The sequence below is a fragment of the Micromonospora sp. D93 genome, assembly GCF_018070365.1.
In the GTDB taxonomy this organism is placed as follows: domain Bacteria; phylum Actinomycetota; class Actinomycetes; order Mycobacteriales; family Micromonosporaceae; genus Micromonospora; species Micromonospora ureilytica.
This window is the reverse complement of sequence record NZ_JAGPXW010000003.1, coordinates 164,420-179,299: the sequence shown is the minus strand read 5'-3', so window position 1 is coordinate 179,299 and position 14,880 is coordinate 164,420. Positions and strand designations below refer to the sequence as shown.

Below are 14,880 nucleotides of genomic sequence, written 5' to 3'. Positions count from 1 at the left end.
GGTGTCGGCGCGACCCGGATGCGACGGTTTCCTGGAACCCGAGTGGATCTAGGCCGGGCGAGGGGCTCGAACGGAGTCAGGCGGGCGGGTTCGGCGCCACGAACGACCCCTTGCCCTGGTGCACCTCGATCCAGCCCCGCTCGTCCAAGATCCGCAGGGCCAGCCTGATGGGCGTGGCGCTGGCTCGGTACTGCTCGCCGAGTTCGGCGATGGACGGCAACTTGTCGCCGGGCTGGAGCGTGCCGGACTGGATCGAGCGGATCACGTCATCAATGACCTGCTCGTATACGGGTTGTCTCGGCATGGCAGGGCCACCTCTCGTCAGCCCTCTGAGCATGCCATCGAACATGACACTCTGTGCATCCTGTGTTGACTCTGTACTCACTGCACTCTAAGTTGGATTTGAAGGTTCTCTCGTCAGCAGCGGAGTACCTCCACGCGGTCAGGGTGGGTGGTGCCCCCGTGTCACCCACCCTGACCTGCACCCCGGTCAGCCGCCGATCCCAGCACTCGGTAGCTCCATCACCCATCAATTCGTCGCGCTGCGAGGAGGCTCAGTTGGACGAGCGTTTGCCGGATGGGCCGCTGCCGCCCGCATACCCCATTGCCGGAGCGCGGCCTCCGCAGCCGGACGGGGATCGGGTGCCTGGTCCGCGCCAGCCGGTGCGGGCGCCGCTCACCCGGTGGCAGTACTCCTACGGCATCGCGATCGCTGTGGTCGTACTCGTGCTGTTTGTGGTTGGGGTCCTGCGGTGAGCGCGACAGGCCGGCGGTGAACGAGCTGCCGGTGGGTCGCCGGGTCGCGCAGTGGCGGGTCCGGCGGAACATGACGCAGCAGCAGTTCGCTGACCGCCTCGGCAAGTCCAAGAGTTGGGTGGACAAGGTCGAGCGTGGGGTACGCCGGTTGGAGCGGTTGTCCAACCTCCGGGAGGTCGCCGAGACGTTGCGCATCGACGTGGAGGTCCTGTTGGCGGCCCGGCCCGTGCGGCCGGCTCCGGTCCCCGCCGGGGTCGACGGGGTCCGCACGGCGCTGGCCCGATACCACCTGCCGGGTGCGGACCGGCCGCCGCTGGTGGAGGAGTTGGCTGCCCGGCTGGAGCATGCCGAGCAGAGTTATCGGCACGCCCGGTACCCGGCGTTGCTGGCGCTCCTGCCCGGCCTGCTCGACGCGGCGCGTGAAGCGCAGGTAGCCCTCCCCGGCGCGACGGACGCGCTGCTGGTGCGGGTGTATGCGCTCACCGCGTTGGCGCTGGTCAAGGTCGACCAGGGGGAGTTGGCCTGGCTGGCCGCCGACCGTGGAATGACAGTCGCCCTGGCAACCGACGACCCGCAGGTGACCGGCATCGCGACCGTGGCACTGAGTCAGGCCCTGCGGTCCCGTGGTCGACGGCGGCCCGCCCTGGACGCCGCGCTCGTCGCCGCGGACCGCATCGGTGCGTTGCGGGCCGGCGATGACTCTCCGATCGGTTCATCGCTTCGGGGCACGCTGCTGATCCAGGCCGCGCTCGCCGCAGCGGGCGGCAAGGAGCAACCCCGCGCCCGCCGGGCGCTCGACCAGGCCACGGAGATCGCTCAAGAGTTCGGTGGCGACAGCAACAGGGCTGGCGTGGGTTTCGGCCGGGCGGTGGTCGAGGCCGCCCGGGTGGTGGCCGAGGCGGCCCTTGGCGACGTCACCACGGCCACCGCTCGCCACGAGTGGCTGATGGCCGGCGAGGAGTGGCGGTGGCTGCCGCCCGAGCACCGTGCCGCGTACCTCCTCGATGTGGCTCGCGCATACGCCCTGACCGGCGACATGCTTCGGGCTGGCCGGACGCTGCTCGACGCGGAACGCACCGCTCACAGTGAGGTGCACGACCGCCCGGCGGTACGCAAGCTGGTAGCCGTCGTGTGGCGGTCCGCCGACGCGCCCGCCGGCATGGTCCAGCTCGCCACCACCCTCGGCGTCGCCTGACGGCCGTCGCCTGGTTCCCCGGGAGTCAGTCAGCGCGCTGGACCTGCGGGGGATTGACCGTCGTCCCCGAGCACGGAGCCGACAAGTGCGTTCAGTCCCGCGTGCCACCGTGCTTCGGGCCAGTCGCGCAGGTGCTCGACCAGGTCGCTGCGGACGGCAGCGAGCAGGGCATGAGCCAGATAGTCTGCCGCCTGCGGACCGCGTGCCTCCGCGACGAGGCCGGCCAGCAGGGCGTGCCAGTGGTCGTACGCCTCATTGCGGTACGGACTGCCGCCCCCGGCGCTCTCGAGCGCCAGCGTGAGCACCCGGTTGTCGAGCTTGAAGCGCAGCATGGCCCGCAGCAGTTCGGCGGCCTGCTCCGCCGCCGGCAGGGTGGGCGACACCGTGAGCGCATCCCGCATCCGCAGTCCCCGCTCCTCGTAGAGGGCGCGGATGAGCCCGATGCGGTCGCCGAAGCGCCGGAACAGGGTGCCCTTGCCGACGCCGGCGGCGGCGGCGACGTCGTCCATCGACACCTGGTCGGGGTCGGCTGCGGCGTCGAAGAGACGCCCGGCGGCGGCCAGCACCGACTCCCTGTTGCGTAGTGCATCGGCCCGCACCGAGGCCCCCTCTCGCCAAACGGACTATCGGTCCGTATAGTTTAAGCGGACCGGCGGTCCGAATCTTATCGTGACCGTCCCGGACGACGAAAGGACGATCATGTCGGACGACCCCACCACGGTGTTCCATCGCGGCATGGAGCTGCTGCTCGCCAAGGACATGGCCGGATTCATCGCGCTGTTCGCCGAGGATGCGGTGCTGGAGCTCCCGTTCGCACCTTCCGGCCAGCCGCGTCGGGTAGCCGGACGCGCCGAGCTGCACGAGTACCTGATCAACTATCCGGCCCTGCTCGACGTCCGCGAGATCCGCGATCGAACCGTGCACGAGACCAGGGATCCAGAGGTCGTCGTCGTCGAGTTCGTCGCCTCCGGTGTCGTCGTCGCCACGGGTCGGCCGTACGAGCTGCGTTACATCGCCGTCCTGACCGTCCGTGACGGGAAGCTCGTGCACTATCGCGACTTCTGGGATCCGATCGCCGCACAGGAACTGCTCGGTGGCGGCCTGGTGCGCTCATGATCCTGGTCATCGGTGGCACCGGGACCACCGGCCGTCTCGTTGCCGCCAAGCTAGCCGAGCGCGGTCACCCCACCCGGATCGCCAGCCGACGCCCCTCCGCCGGAGGGGTCCGCTTCGACTGGCGCGACCCGACCACCCACCCGGACGCCCTCGGTGGCGTGCACGCGATCTACGCCATCCCCCCGGTCGGCGAGGTCGACCCGGCACCGGTCATGCTGCCCTTCCTTGAGCTGGCGCGCAGCGCCGGTGCCCGCCGGGTGGTTCTGCTCAGCTCCTCGGCCGTCCCGCCCGCCGAGCACGGGCTGGGCCTGGTGCACGCACGGCTGGGTGAGCTGTTCACGGAATGGGCGGTGCTGCGGCCGTCCTGGTTCATGGAGAACTTCGTGGGTGAGCAGCCGCATGCGGCGAGCGCCCGCGATCATGGTGAGATCGTCAGCGCCACCGGCACCGCCCGGGTCGGCTTCGTCGATCCTGCCGACATCGCCGAGGTGGCGGTGCGGGCGCTCACCGACCCGACGCCGCACAACACCGACCACATCATCACCGGACCAGAGGCGCTGACCTACGACGCTGTCGCCGCCGTCCTCACCGAGGTTGGCGGCCGGCCGGTCCGGCACCGTGCGATCGACGCGGCGGAACTGGCCGAACGCCACAGCGCGAACGGTATACCGCCGGACTTCGCCCGCTTCCTCGCGAGCCTGGACACGGCGATCGCGGCCGGCGCTGAGGACCGGACGACGTCGACCGTCGCAGATGTGACCGGTCGTACGCCACGATCCTTCCGGGACTTCTGCCGGGACCGCCTGCGCGCCGACAGTCCTGGCTGACGCTCTGTCGGCTGCCTAGTTGCGCCGGTGGTAGTGGTTGCGGCGGGGCAGTTGGTCGGGGTCGAGCCAGGCGGGTGGCACGAACTCGGGATGCCTGTCGCCGCCGAGCTGGACGACCCAGTCGCCGTGGTGCACGTGGCGGTGGTGGTGGCCGCAGAGCAGGACGGCGTTGGCCAGGCTGGTGTCGCCACCGTCGGCCCAGTGCCGGATGTGGTGGCCGTCGCACCAGCGCGGGGGGCGGTCGCAGCCGGGGAACGCGCAGCCTCGGTCGCGCAGCACCAGGGCACGTCGCAGGGGGCCGCTGATGAGGCGTCGTTGCCGGCCGACGTCGAGTGGTTGACCGGCGCCGCCGAGCACGGCCGGCAGGATGCTCGCGTCGCAGGCCAGGCGACGTACCGCGTCGGAGCTGAGGTGCAGGCCGCTGTCGAGCGCGCCGGTGCCCAACTGCCGCGTCAGCCCGTCGTAGCCGGTGGTGACGACGACCTGGGCGAGGTCGCCGCCGTTCTCGGGTAGCTCACCGGTGCGCAGGGCCAGTCGGCACACGTCGGCGAGGGCGTCATGGCGGCGTTGGCCTGGCGTGCGGGTGTCGTCGGGGCCGGTGGGTGTGGTGAGGGGGTCGATGGCGGCGCGTAACGCGGCGGCGGTTTCGGTGTCGAGGATGCCGGCGAGGCGTAGCCGACCGTCGGTCTGTTCGCTGATGGTGATGTGCCGGTCGCGGGCAGCCCGCGACTCCTGCGCCCGAAGCGCTGCCTCGGCGGCGGCGTCGGCGATGTCCGGGGCGACGTGGTCGAGGATGCGGGTGCCGAGTCTGCGAAGCAGAGTGGCGTCGAACTGCGCCGCCCAGTCGACGAGGACGCCGACGGCCTTGTCGGCGGCTTCCGTGCCGGCGGTGGTGCGGACGGTCTCGACCGTGGTGGCGATGACCCGGACCTGGTCCACGTCGACCGCTCCGCTGGTCAGCGCGGCCCGCACCCCGGGCGGGGCGTTGTCGAGCGTCGCTGCCAACTCGACCAGACGACGGGCGACACCGACGCCGAGGCGTAACCGGTCGCGCAGCCACACGGCCGTCGAGGTCGCGCCCTGCGCGGTCGCGGTGCCTCGACCATCAAGCTCGCGCACGAGGGTCAGCTTGACCGCGGCCAGCCGTTGCTCGATGCGGTGTGCGGCGTCCAACGCCGCGACGAGGTCGCGCTCGCCTGCGGCCCAGGCGGCCGTGTCGAAGCAGGCCGCCACCGCGGCCTCCGCCTGCTCCAACGCATCGATCACAGTGCGACACTAGAACAGCTGTACGACAACTTGGCTCGCCGTTGACGGCGGTGTCAGACAGCGACCGTCGCGCGGCCGGCAACGGTCCGGATGGTCCCGCTGGGGCAGCTCACCGACCCAGAGGTGCCGTAGCCTCCGGCCATGATCGAACGGGTGAAAGTCGCGGTTGTCGGCGTTGGTAACAACACGTCGGCACTGGTGCAGGGGCTCGCTCTCCACCGCCAGAGCGGCAGCCTGGTCGGAATCCGCCGGCCGATGATCGACGGTCTCGGGGTGGGGGACATCGACGTAGTGGCGGCCTTCGCCACCTCCGCGGAGAAGATCGGTCGGGACCTGACCGAGGCGATCTTCCTGGCGCCCAACAACTTCCCTCGGCTGGACTGCGACCTGCCCAGAGCGGGTGTGCCGGTCACCAAGGGTCTCGTCGACGCGAGGGAGGTGCAGCGGGTGGCAGCGGCGCTGGTCGGCGCGGAGGTGCTGCTCTACTCCGCGCCGAGTGGCCGGCCGGAGACCGCCCGGGCGTACGCCGCGGCAGCGCACGCGGCGGGTGTCGCCTTCATCAACACGACCTCCGACCCGGTCGCCCGCGATCCGCAGCTGCTGGCCAGCTTCGAGGCGGCCGGTCTGCCGCTGCTCGGCGACGACCTGGCCAGCCAGTTCGGCACCTCGGTGCTGCACAACGCGTTGCTGCGGCTGCTGAAGGAGCGGGGTCTCACACTGGTCAGCTCCTACCAGGTCAATCTGGGCGGCACCGAGGACTTCCGCAACCTGGTCGAGAACCCCAACACCAAGAAGCAGTCGAAGCTCAACGCCCTCTCGGCGGCCGACACGGTCGAGGTGGCTCCGCTCGGCTACCTGCCGCATCTCGCGTCGCAGAAGGTGGCTCACCTCAACCTGGAGGCACAGGGTTGGGGCGAGACGGCGGTGAGCCTCGACGTGAAGCTGAAGGTGCACGATCCCAGTGGTGCCGCCGGGGTCAACATCGACCTGATCCGCATCGCGGCCAGCGCGCTACGGAACGGGCGTGGTGGCCATGCCGCCGAGGCGACGCCGTTGCTCAAGTCGCCGCCGGGAACGGCGATCTGAGCCCGGCGCTCTCAGGCCGCTCCGACGGAGCGGTAGACCTCCAGGGTCTGCCAGGCGATGGCGTCCCAGGAGAAGTGCTCGACAGCACGCCGACGGCCGGCCAGGCCGAACCGGGCGGTACGCGCCGGGTCGGCGAGCAGCGTGTTGATCGCCGCCGCCAGGTCGGCGACGAACTTCTCCGGCTCCAGCGGGGTCCCCGACCCGTCGGTGACCTGCTCGATCGGCACCAGCAGGCCCGTCTCGTCGTCGGCCACGACCTCGGGAATGCCGCCGGTCGCGGTCGCCACGACTGCCGTCTCGCAGGCCATCGCCTCCAGGTTGACGATGCCCATCGGCTCGTAGATCGACGGGCAGGCGAAGACGGTGGCGTGCGTGAGCACCTGGATCACCTCGGGCTTGGGCAGCATCTCGGCCACCCAGACCACGCCGGAACGGCTGGCCCGCAGCTCGGCGACCAGCCCCTCCACCTCGGCGGCGATCTCGGCGGTGTCCGGCGCGCCGGCGAGCAGGACGAGCTGGGTGTCCGCCGGCAACTCCCGGGCGGCCCGCAACAGGTACGGCAGCCCCTTCTGCCGGGTGATCCTGCCCACGTAGACCACGCTGGGGCGGGACGGGTCGACACCGAGCCGGTCGAGCACGTCGGTGCCCTGATCCGGGGCGTACTGGATGGTGTCGATGCCGTTGTAGACCACCCGGACCCGGGCGGGGTCGATCTGCGGGTACGCGGTGAGCACGTCATTGCGCATCCCGCCACTGACCGCGATCACCGCGTCGGCGGCCTCCATCGCGGTGCGCTCGATCCAGGAGGAGAGCGCGTAACCGCCGCCGAGCTGCTCGGCCTTCCACGGCCGCAACGGCTCCAGGCTGTGCGCGGTCACCACGTGCGGCACCCCGTGCAGCAGCTTCGCGGTGTGGCCGGCAAGGTTCGCGTACCAGGTGTGGCTGTGCACCACGTCGGTGCCGGCCGCGCCGGCGGCCATCTCCAGGTCCACGCCCATCGTGCGCAGCGCGGCGTTCGCGCCGGTCAGGCCGGGCGGTTCGGCGTACGCGGTGACGCCCGGCTCGGTGCGCGGCAGACCGAAGCAGTGCACGCGTACGTCGGTGAGGTGGCGCAACTCCCGAGCCAGGTACTCGACGTGCACGCCCGCGCCGCCGTAGACCTCCGGTGGGTACTCGCGGGTGAGAAGGTCAACGCGCAGAGGGGTGCGTTCCGTCATGACCTCGCACCCTAGTGCAGAAGACTCCCCGTACGAGTGGTGAAGTGCGACGCGGATGGATAGCGTCGGGGCATGGCTGCCAAGGTGCTCGCGATCGTCCTGGCGGGTGGGGAGGGCAAGCGCCTGATGCCACTCACCACGGATCGGGCCAAGCCGGCCGTCCCGTTCGGCGGGATGTACCGCATGGTCGACTTCGTCCTCTCCAACCTGGCCAACGCCGGCTATCTCAAGATCGTCGTGCTGACCCAGTACAAGTCCCACTCCCTCGACCGGCACATCACCAAGACCTGGCGGATGTCCACGCTGCTCGGCAACTACGTCACCCCGGTGCCCGCGCAGCAGCGTCGTGGCCCGTGGTGGTTCGCCGGCTCGGCCGACGCCATCTACCAGAGCTTCAACCTCATCAACGACGAGCAGCCCGACTACGTGATCGTCTTCGGCGCCGACCACATCTACCGGATGGACCCGCGGCAGATGGTGGAGGACCACATCGCCTCCGGCGCGGCGGTGACCGTCGCCGGCATCCGCCAGCCGCTGTCGATGGCCGACCAGTTCGGCGTCATCGAGGTCGGCGAGGACGGCAAGCGGATCCGGGCGTTCCGGGAGAAGCCCACCGACGCGGTCGGCCTGCCCGACGCACCGGACGAGATCTACGCCTCGATGGGCAACTACGTCTTCACCACCCGGGCGCTCTGTGAGGCGGTCGAGCGCGACGCCGAAGACAAGACCAGCAAGCACGACATGGGCGGCAGCATCATCCCGATGCTCGTCGAGCGCGGCGAGGCCAACGTCTACGACTTCCGCGACAACGAGGTGCCCGGCAGCACCGACCGCGATCGCGGCTACTGGCGGGACGTGGGAACGCTCGACTCGTTCTACGACGCGCACATGGATCTGATCAACGTGCACCCCGTCTTCAACATGTACAACTTCGACTGGCCGATCTACACGGAGCAGCCACCGTGGCCGCCGGCGAAGTTCGTCCACCAGTGGGGTGAGCGGGTCGGCCGGGCGGTCGGCTCGATGGTCTCCCCGGGTGTGGTGATCTCCGGCTCGCTGGTGGAGAACTCGATCGTCTCGCCGAAGGTGCGGGTGCACTCCTGGGCGCACGTCGAGGGCTCGGTGCTGATGGAGGGTGTGGAGATCGGCCGACACGCGGTGGTCCGGCGGGCCATCCTGGACAAGAACGTCTTCGTCCCGGAGGGCGCCGAGATCGGCGTCGACCTGGAGAAGGACCGGCAGCGCTACACCGTCTCCGACAACGGCATCGTGGTGATCGGCAAGGGCCAGAAGGTCGAGCCGTGACCGACACGTACTCCCCGAGGAGGTTCCCGCAGTGACCCACCCCCGTGCCGGCCAGCCCGCCGAGCCCGCCGACCTGGTCGACGTGCCGCGCCTGGTGACCGCCTACTACGCCGAACATCCGGATCCCGCGGACCCGGCGCAGCAGGTCTCGTTCGGCACCTCCGGCCACCGCGGCTCCAGCCTGCGCAACGCGTTCAACTCCGACCACATCCTGGCGGTCACCCAGGCGCTCTGCGACTACCGACGCGAGCAGGGGCTGGACGGGCCGCTGTTCCTCGCCCGGGACACGCACGCGCTCTCCGCGCCGGCCGCGGTGGACGCCCTGGAGGTGCTCGCCGCCAACGGGGTCACCGTGCTGGTGGACAGCCGGGACGGCTACACCCCGACCCCGGCGCTGTCGCACGCGATCCTCACGCACAACCGGGGTCGCACCAGCGGGCTCGCCGACGGCATCGTCATCACCCCGTCGCACAACCCGCCCGACGACGGCGGTTTCAAGTACAACCCCACAAACGGCGGGCCGGCCGACACCGACGTGACCCGGTGGATCCAGGACCGGGCCAACACCATCCTCGCCGCCGGGCTCAAGGAGGTCCGCCGGATCACCTACGCGCGGGCGCGGGCCGCCGACACCACCGGGGAGTACGACTTCCTCGCCAACTACGTCGACGACCTGCCGGCGGCGATCGACATCGACGCCATCCGCGACGCCGGGATCCGGATCGGCGCCGACCCGCTGGGCGGGGCGAGCGTGGCGTACTGGGGTGAGATCGCCGAGCGACACCGTCTGGACCTGACAGTGGTCAACCCGACTGTCGATCCGACCTGGCGGTTCATGACCCTGGACGGTGACGGCAAGATCCGGATGGACTGTTCCTCGCCGAACGCGATGGCGTCGCTGATCGCCGCGCGTGCCGACTACCAGATCTCCACGGGCAACGACGCCGACGCCGACCGGCACGGCATCGTCACTCCGGACGCCGGGCTGATGAACCCCAACCACTACCTGGCGGTGGCGATCCGTCACCTGTTCCGCACCCGCACCGAGTGGGGTCCGGCCGCCGCGGTGGGCAAGACCCTGGTCTCCTCGTCGATGATCGACCGGGTCGCGGCCGACCTGGGCCGGCCGTTGTTGGAGGTGCCGGTCGGCTTCAAGTGGTTCGTGCCCGGCCTGCTGGACGGCGCCGTCGGCTTCGGTGGTGAGGAGAGCGCCGGGGCGTCGTTCCTGCGCCGCGACGGCTCGACCTGGACCACCGACAAGGACGGCCTGCTGCTCTGTCTGCTCGCCGCCGAGATCCAGGCCACCACCGGGCGCAGCCCGAGCGAGCACTGGGCGGAGTTGGCCGAGCGCTTCGGCGCGCCCGCGTACGCCCGGATCGACGCCCCGGCCACCCGGGAGCAGAAGGCCGTGCTCGGCAAGCTCTCCCCGGAGCAGGTCACCGCCACCGAGCTGGCCGGTGAGCCGATCACCGCGACGCTGACCACAGCCCCCGGCAACGGCGCACCGATCGGTGGCCTCAAGGTCAGCACCGAGTCCGGTTGGTTCGCCGCCCGCCCGTCCGGCACCGAGGACGTCTACAAGATCTACGCCGAGTCGTTCCAGGGCCCCGACCACCTCGAGAAGATCCAGGAGGAGGCCAAAGCCCTGGTGGACCAGGCCCTGGCCCAGTCCTGAGCCCTCTTGATCAACCGGGTGAGGGGTGGGGATGGGTCAGCAGGGCGGGGGGATTTCTTGTTGGGTCCGTCGGCGTAGTTCCTCGGGGAGCAGCTCCCGGAGCTGTTCGGGGAGGAACGGCAGGTCGAGCAGGGTCATCTTCAACTGGTTGCGCTCCTGGTAGCGCAGCGGGTCGAAACGGACCACCAGGCCGGCGTTGCGGCGGTACGTGATGTCCACCGCCCCCTCCGTCGCCGCGTCGCGGAACACCAGCCCGTCCATCTCCACCACGACCGGCGACGAGTCGGGTCGGAGCTCCAACCGGATCTTCTCGTCCGGTGAGAGCACCACGGACCGGGAGATGCCGGCCATCGGCGCCGACGGCGTGATCACCACCGAGTCGGCGGCGGGGGAGATCAGTGGACCACCGGCGGCGTAGCTGTAGGCCGTCGAGCCGATCGGGGTGCTGACCACCACGGCGTCACTGCGGTAGTAGCCGTACTGCTGGCCGTCGATGGCGAGGGTGACGCTGACGAAGCCGGAGCCGGGCTGGCGCAGCAGCGCGATGTCGTTGAACGCCACCACGTCGTCGCCACACACGTCGCAGGCGAGGCAGGCGTGCGACTCGATGGTGAACTCCTTCGACAGCAACCGGCTCAGCGCGTCGGGCAGCTCCGGCGGCTCGATCTCGACGAGAAACCCCAGATGACCCAGGTGTACGCCGAGCACCGGCTTCGGGTCGAGGACGGCGGAGCGCAGCGCACCCAACATGGTGCCGTCGCCGCCGACGCTGATCAGGGCGTCGGCGCGGGCCGCCACCTCGTCCGCCGGGATCGGTTCGATGCAGGACGAGACGCGGTGCTGGTCCTCCTCGCGCACGAACAGCGTCTTGTGGTGACGCTTCGCCCACCGTTCGATGATGCTGACCACCTCGGTGACATCCCGGGTGGGGTGCAGCACAAGTCCCAGCCCCGACACCCGTACAGCTCATCACATCGGGGGCGACCGCACCCGGCGTTCGGGGCGGCTAGCCGAGCAGCTTCGCGATGATCTCCGCGATCCGTTCGCCGGCCGCGCCGTCCCACAACGGCGGTGTCTGACGCCTGGCGGGTCTTCCCTCGGCCACGATGCTCGCCACGGCGTCGGCGAGCGTCGACCGGGTGACGAGGCGGTTGGTGCCGTGCGTGATGGTGATCGGGCGCTCGGTGTTGGGCCGCAGGGTCAGGCAGGGCACGCCGAGCATCGTCGTCTCCTCCTGCACGCCGCCGGAGTCGGTGACGACGACCACCGCGCCGCGGACCAGGCTGACGAACTCGAGGTAGCCCAGCGGCTCGACGACCCGGAGCGCGCGGTGCGAGAGCAGGCCCGCGTCCTCGAGCTGCTGCCGGCCGCGTGGGTGCAACGGCAGGATGACCGGCAGTTGGTCGGCCACGGCGTGCATGGCCTTCACCAGATCGACGACGTCTGCCGCGTCGTCGACGTTGCCGGGCCGGTGCAGCGTCGCCACCACGTAGCGTTCGGGGAGCGACAGGGCGGTGCGGACGCCGGCGACGTCGAAGCGGTCGAGGTTGGCCAGCAGCGTGTCGATCATCGGATTGCCGACCAGGTGGATCCTCTCGGCCGCGATGCCCTCGTGGTGCAGGTGCGACACGGCGTCGGGGCTGGTGGCGAACAACAGGTCGGACACGTGGTCGACGACTACCCGGTTGATCTCCTCGGGCATGGACCTGTCGAAGCTGCGCAGGCCCGCCTCCACGTGGGCGACCGGAATGTCCAGCTTGGACGCGGCGAGGGCGGCGGCGAGCGCGGAGTTGACGTCGCCGTACACGACTGTGAGCGCGGGGCGTTCGGCGACCATCAACTCTTCCAGGCCGGTCATCACGCGAGCGGTCTGGCTGGCGTGGCTGCCCGACCCCACGCCGAGGTTGATGTCCGGCTCGGGCAGACGCAGTTGGCGGAAGAAGACCTCGGACATCCGCTCGTCGTAGTGCTGTCCGGTGTGGACCAGGCGTTGCCGGACGCCGTGCCGGTCGAGCGCGCGGATCACGGGCGCGGCCTTGGGGAAGTTGGGGCGTGCGCCCGTGACGTGCAGAACGATCCCGGCTGGCATGTGTCTCCTCGTGGAAGCCGACGCAAATCAGGGGCGACGCGGCAATAGTACAAGTTATCCAGTTTGATGCCTGTGCTCTCTATACAATGTCGAATGACGGATGCGTCGCGGTTTGCGCTGCCCGAGGGGCGCCCTGCCGCGAGCGATGTTCCTACTCCCTGAAGGCAGGCGGGCCTGCATGAAGCAGATCGTCCAATCCGTGTCCGCCGGCGAGTTGAAGGTCGTCGAGGTTCCGCAGCCGGAGCCCGGCGCCACCGAGGTGCTCGTCGCCACACGCCGGTCCCTGCTGTCGGCGGGTACCGAGCGCGCCGTACGCGAGTTGGCGTCCGCGAGCCTGCTGCGCAAGGCCCGGGCCCGCCCGGACCTGGTCCGCCAGGTCGTCAACCGGGCCCGCACCGGCGGGGTGCGCTCCACACTCGCCGCTGTGCGCAGCCGGCTCGACGAGGACATGCCGCTCGGGTACAGCGCTGCCGGTGTCGTCGTCACCGCCGGCGCCGCTGCGGACGGGATCCGACCCGGGATGCGCGTGGCCACCGCGTCCGCCGGGCACGCCGAGTACCAGACGGTGCCGGGCCTGCTCGCGGTACCCGTTCCGGAGTCGGTGTCGGACCAGGAGGCCGCCTTCGGCGCGGTGGCGGCCATCGCACTGCAGGGCCTGCGCCAAGCCGAGGTGGGCCTGGGCGGCTCGGTGGCCGTCGTCGGCCTCGGCCTGGTCGGGCAACTGACGGTGCGCCTGGCGCTCGCCTCGGGGCTCAACGTGATCGGCATCGACCTGCGCCAGTGGACCGCCGAGCTGGCCGGGGGTGGCGGTGCGGTCGGTCTCGTCGAGGCGGGTGCGGCGACCACGGAGCAGATCAGGGAACTGACCCGTGGTCGAGGTGTCGACGCGGTCCTGATCACGGCGGCGACGTCCTCGTCCGAGCCGGTCGCGCGAAGCGCCGAGATCGCCCGCGACCGTGGCCGGCTGGTCGTGGTCGGCGACGTCGGCCTGGACCTCGACCGGAGGCGGTTCTACGAACGTGAGCTGGACCTACGGTTCGCTCGCAGCTACGGCCCAGGCCGCTACGACCGTGCCTACGAGGAGTGGGGCGTCGACTATCCGATCGGCCATGTGCGCTGGACGGCGCGACGCAACATCGAGGCGTACCTCGACCTGGTGGCCAGCGGGCGGGTCGCGGTCGACGACCTGGTCACGCACGTCTTCGACGTGCAGCAGGCGACCTCGGCGTACGAGGTGCTGGCGTCCGATCCACGCTCGCTCGCCGTGCAGCTGAGCTACTCGGCTCCCGCGCAGGTGTCCCGGCAGACGATCACGGTTCGGCCGCGCCGCACCTCGGCGTCGCCACGGGCCGGTCTGATCGGGGCGGGTAACTACGCCAAGGCCACGTTCCTGCCCGCCCTGAAGGCGGCGGGCTGGGCGGACGACCTCGCCGCCATCACGTCCGCCAGAGGGTTGTCGGCGCGCCACGCCGCGGAGCGCAACGGCATCGCCGTGGTGGCGCCGACGGTCGAGGATCTGCTGGTCCGCGACGACGTCGACGTGGTGTTCGTCCTGAGCCGTCACGACTCGCACGCCCGCCTGGTGGTGCAGGCGCTCGACGCAGGCAAGCACGTCTTCGTGGAGAAGCCCCTCGCGCTGACGCAGGACGAGCTCGACCAGGTCACGGCCGCGTACGAGCGCAACGCCGGTCACCTGTTCGTCGGTTTCAACCGCCGGTATGCGCCCATGGTGGTCCAGGCCAGCGAGGCCCTGGCGGCCGGGTCCGGGCCGATAACCGTCGCCTACCGGGTCAACGCCGGGCAGTTGCCCGACTCGCACTGGTACCACGACCGGCGCCAGGGCGGGCGCGTCCGCGGCGAGGTGTGCCACTTCCTGGACCTCGCGTCGTGGCTGGTGGGCGAGCAGCCCCGGGTCGTGTCCGCGCACGGCAGCGGCCGTGGCGAACCGGGCCTGGAGGAGGACGTGAGCGTCCTGTTCGGATACCCGAACGGGTCCACCGCGACGATCACCTACTCCACGCGTGGGCACCGGCGCACACCCAAGGAACGCCTGGAGGTCCTCGGTCGAGGGCGGACGATACTGATCGACGACTTCCAGCGCCTGGAGATCGACGGCCGCGAGGTGAAGCGGGTCCCCGGCGGCAAGGGACACCGGGACCTGCTCGCCCACACGCGCCGGGTCGTCGTCGGCGAGGCGTCCGACGAGGGCCATCTGGAAGCCTCGTTCGGTACGACGAGGGCGGCGCTGTCCGCTGTCGCTGCCCTGACGGGTATCGAGGAACACTCGTCGCGCCTGCCCACGCAACTCGACGCGGACAGCGGTGTGCGCGCCGGCTTCACCCTCTGAC

13 protein-coding genes are annotated in these 14,880 nt (G+C 70.7%); 7 read left to right on the top strand and 6 right to left on the bottom strand.

Going from position 1 to position 14,880, the window contains the following annotated elements:
• Positions 1 to 76: 76 nt before the first annotated feature.
• The gene (locus tag KBX71_RS05230; protein WP_112699780.1) at positions 77 to 304 is read right to left on the bottom strand and encodes a winged helix-turn-helix domain-containing protein; all 228 of its coding nucleotides are present in this window, start codon (positions 302 to 304) and stop codon (positions 77 to 79) included.
• Positions 305 to 772: 468 nt separating this feature from the next.
• Here KBX71_RS05230 and KBX71_RS05225 point away from each other — a divergent pair, with 468 nt between their 5' ends.
• Positions 773 to 1,951, top strand: a complete 1,179-nt coding sequence (locus KBX71_RS05225) for a helix-turn-helix transcriptional regulator (RefSeq protein WP_307846962.1) — start codon at positions 773 to 775, stop codon at positions 1,949 to 1,951.
• Between the two features lie 29 nt (positions 1,952 to 1,980).
• On the opposite strand, the gene KBX71_RS05220 is transcribed toward KBX71_RS05225, so the two are convergent.
• Positions 1,981 to 2,550, bottom strand: coding sequence for a TetR/AcrR family transcriptional regulator (locus tag KBX71_RS05220; RefSeq protein WP_210816794.1), 570 nt, complete (start codon positions 2,548 to 2,550; stop codon positions 1,981 to 1,983).
• A gap of 100 nt (positions 2,551 to 2,650) precedes the next feature.
• On the opposite strand from KBX71_RS05220, the gene KBX71_RS05215 reads away from it, so the two are divergent.
• A complete protein-coding gene (locus KBX71_RS05215; RefSeq protein WP_124823469.1) occupies positions 2,651 to 3,067 on the top strand; it encodes a nuclear transport factor 2 family protein in 417 nt (138 codons plus the stop codon).
• A complete protein-coding gene (locus KBX71_RS05210; RefSeq protein WP_210816793.1) occupies positions 3,064 to 3,894 on the top strand; it encodes an NAD-dependent epimerase/dehydratase family protein in 831 nt (276 codons plus the stop codon). Before KBX71_RS05215 ends, KBX71_RS05210 begins: the two co-directional genes overlap by 4 nt.
• A 15-nt stretch (positions 3,895 to 3,909) precedes the next feature.
• Here the strand turns inward: KBX71_RS05210 and KBX71_RS05205 are convergent, their stop codons facing one another.
• Complete coding sequence (locus KBX71_RS05205) at positions 3,910 to 5,160, bottom strand: HNH endonuclease signature motif containing protein (RefSeq protein ID WP_210816792.1); 1,251 nt, start codon at positions 5,158 to 5,160, stop codon at positions 3,910 to 3,912.
• A gap of 141 nt (positions 5,161 to 5,301) precedes the next feature.
• Between KBX71_RS05205 and KBX71_RS05200 the strand changes: the two genes are divergently transcribed.
• Positions 5,302 to 6,246 carry an inositol-3-phosphate synthase gene (locus tag KBX71_RS05200; RefSeq protein WP_210816791.1) on the top strand — a complete coding sequence of 315 codons (945 nt, stop codon included), beginning with the start codon at positions 5,302 to 5,304 and terminating at the stop codon, positions 6,244 to 6,246.
• Positions 6,247 to 6,257: 11 nt separating this feature from the next.
• Here KBX71_RS05200 and glgA read toward each other — a convergent pair whose 3' ends face one another.
• Entirely contained in the window at positions 6,258 to 7,463 is a 1,206-nt protein-coding gene (glgA, locus tag KBX71_RS05195; protein ID WP_247682952.1) for a glycogen synthase, read from the bottom strand.
• A gap of 72 nt (positions 7,464 to 7,535) precedes the next feature.
• On the opposite strand from glgA, the gene glgC reads away from it, so the two are divergent.
• On the top strand, positions 7,536 to 8,768 hold the full coding sequence (gene glgC / locus KBX71_RS05190; RefSeq protein ID WP_124823459.1) for a glucose-1-phosphate adenylyltransferase: 1,233 nt from the start codon (positions 7,536 to 7,538) through the stop codon (positions 8,766 to 8,768).
• Between the two features lie 31 nt (positions 8,769 to 8,799).
• Positions 8,800 to 10,443 (top strand): phosphoglucomutase (alpha-D-glucose-1,6-bisphosphate-dependent), encoded by a 1,644-nt coding sequence (gene pgm, locus KBX71_RS05185; protein WP_210816790.1) that lies wholly within the window; start codon positions 8,800 to 8,802, stop codon positions 10,441 to 10,443.
• A 36-nt stretch (positions 10,444 to 10,479) separates the two neighbouring features.
• On the opposite strand, the gene KBX71_RS05180 is transcribed toward pgm, so the two are convergent.
• Complete coding sequence (locus KBX71_RS05180) at positions 10,480 to 11,391, bottom strand: NAD(+)/NADH kinase (protein ID WP_231397250.1); 912 nt, start codon at positions 11,389 to 11,391, stop codon at positions 10,480 to 10,482.
• A gap of 58 nt (positions 11,392 to 11,449) precedes the next feature.
• Positions 11,450 to 12,532, bottom strand: a complete 1,083-nt coding sequence (gene wecB, locus KBX71_RS05175) for a non-hydrolyzing UDP-N-acetylglucosamine 2-epimerase (protein ID WP_210816789.1) — start codon at positions 12,530 to 12,532, stop codon at positions 11,450 to 11,452.
• A gap of 178 nt (positions 12,533 to 12,710) precedes the next feature.
• Between wecB and KBX71_RS05170 the strand changes: the two genes are divergently transcribed.
• On the top strand, positions 12,711 to 14,879 hold the full coding sequence (locus KBX71_RS05170) for a Gfo/Idh/MocA family oxidoreductase (protein ID WP_210816788.1): 2,169 nt from the start codon (positions 12,711 to 12,713) through the stop codon (positions 14,877 to 14,879).
• Position 14,880 lies beyond the last annotated feature (1 nt).

What these genes read in the sequence shown, in the direction of transcription:
- KBX71_RS05215 (WP_124823469.1), top strand. Translation starts at nt 2,651, where the DNA reads ATGTCGGACGACCCCACCACGGTGTTCCATCGCGGCATGGAGCTGCTG.
- KBX71_RS05170 (WP_210816788.1), top strand. Translation starts at nt 12,711, where the DNA reads ATGAAGCAGATCGTCCAATCCGTGTCCGCCGGCGAGTTGAAGGTCGTC.
- glgC (WP_124823459.1), top strand. Translation starts at nt 7,536, where the DNA reads ATGGCTGCCAAGGTGCTCGCGATCGTCCTGGCGGGTGGGGAGGGCAAG.
- wecB (WP_210816789.1), bottom strand. Translation starts at nt 12,532, where the DNA reads ATGCCAGCCGGGATCGTTCTGCACGTCACGGGCGCACGCCCCAACTTC.
- KBX71_RS05210 (WP_210816793.1), top strand. Translation starts at nt 3,064, where the DNA reads ATGATCCTGGTCATCGGTGGCACCGGGACCACCGGCCGTCTCGTTGCC.
- KBX71_RS05200 (WP_210816791.1), top strand. Translation starts at nt 5,302, where the DNA reads ATGATCGAACGGGTGAAAGTCGCGGTTGTCGGCGTTGGTAACAACACG.
- glgA (WP_247682952.1), bottom strand. Translation starts at nt 7,463, where the DNA reads ATGACGGAACGCACCCCTCTGCGCGTTGACCTTCTCACCCGCGAGTAC.
- KBX71_RS05230 (WP_112699780.1), bottom strand. Translation starts at nt 304, where the DNA reads ATGCCGAGACAACCCGTATACGAGCAGGTCATTGATGACGTGATCCGC.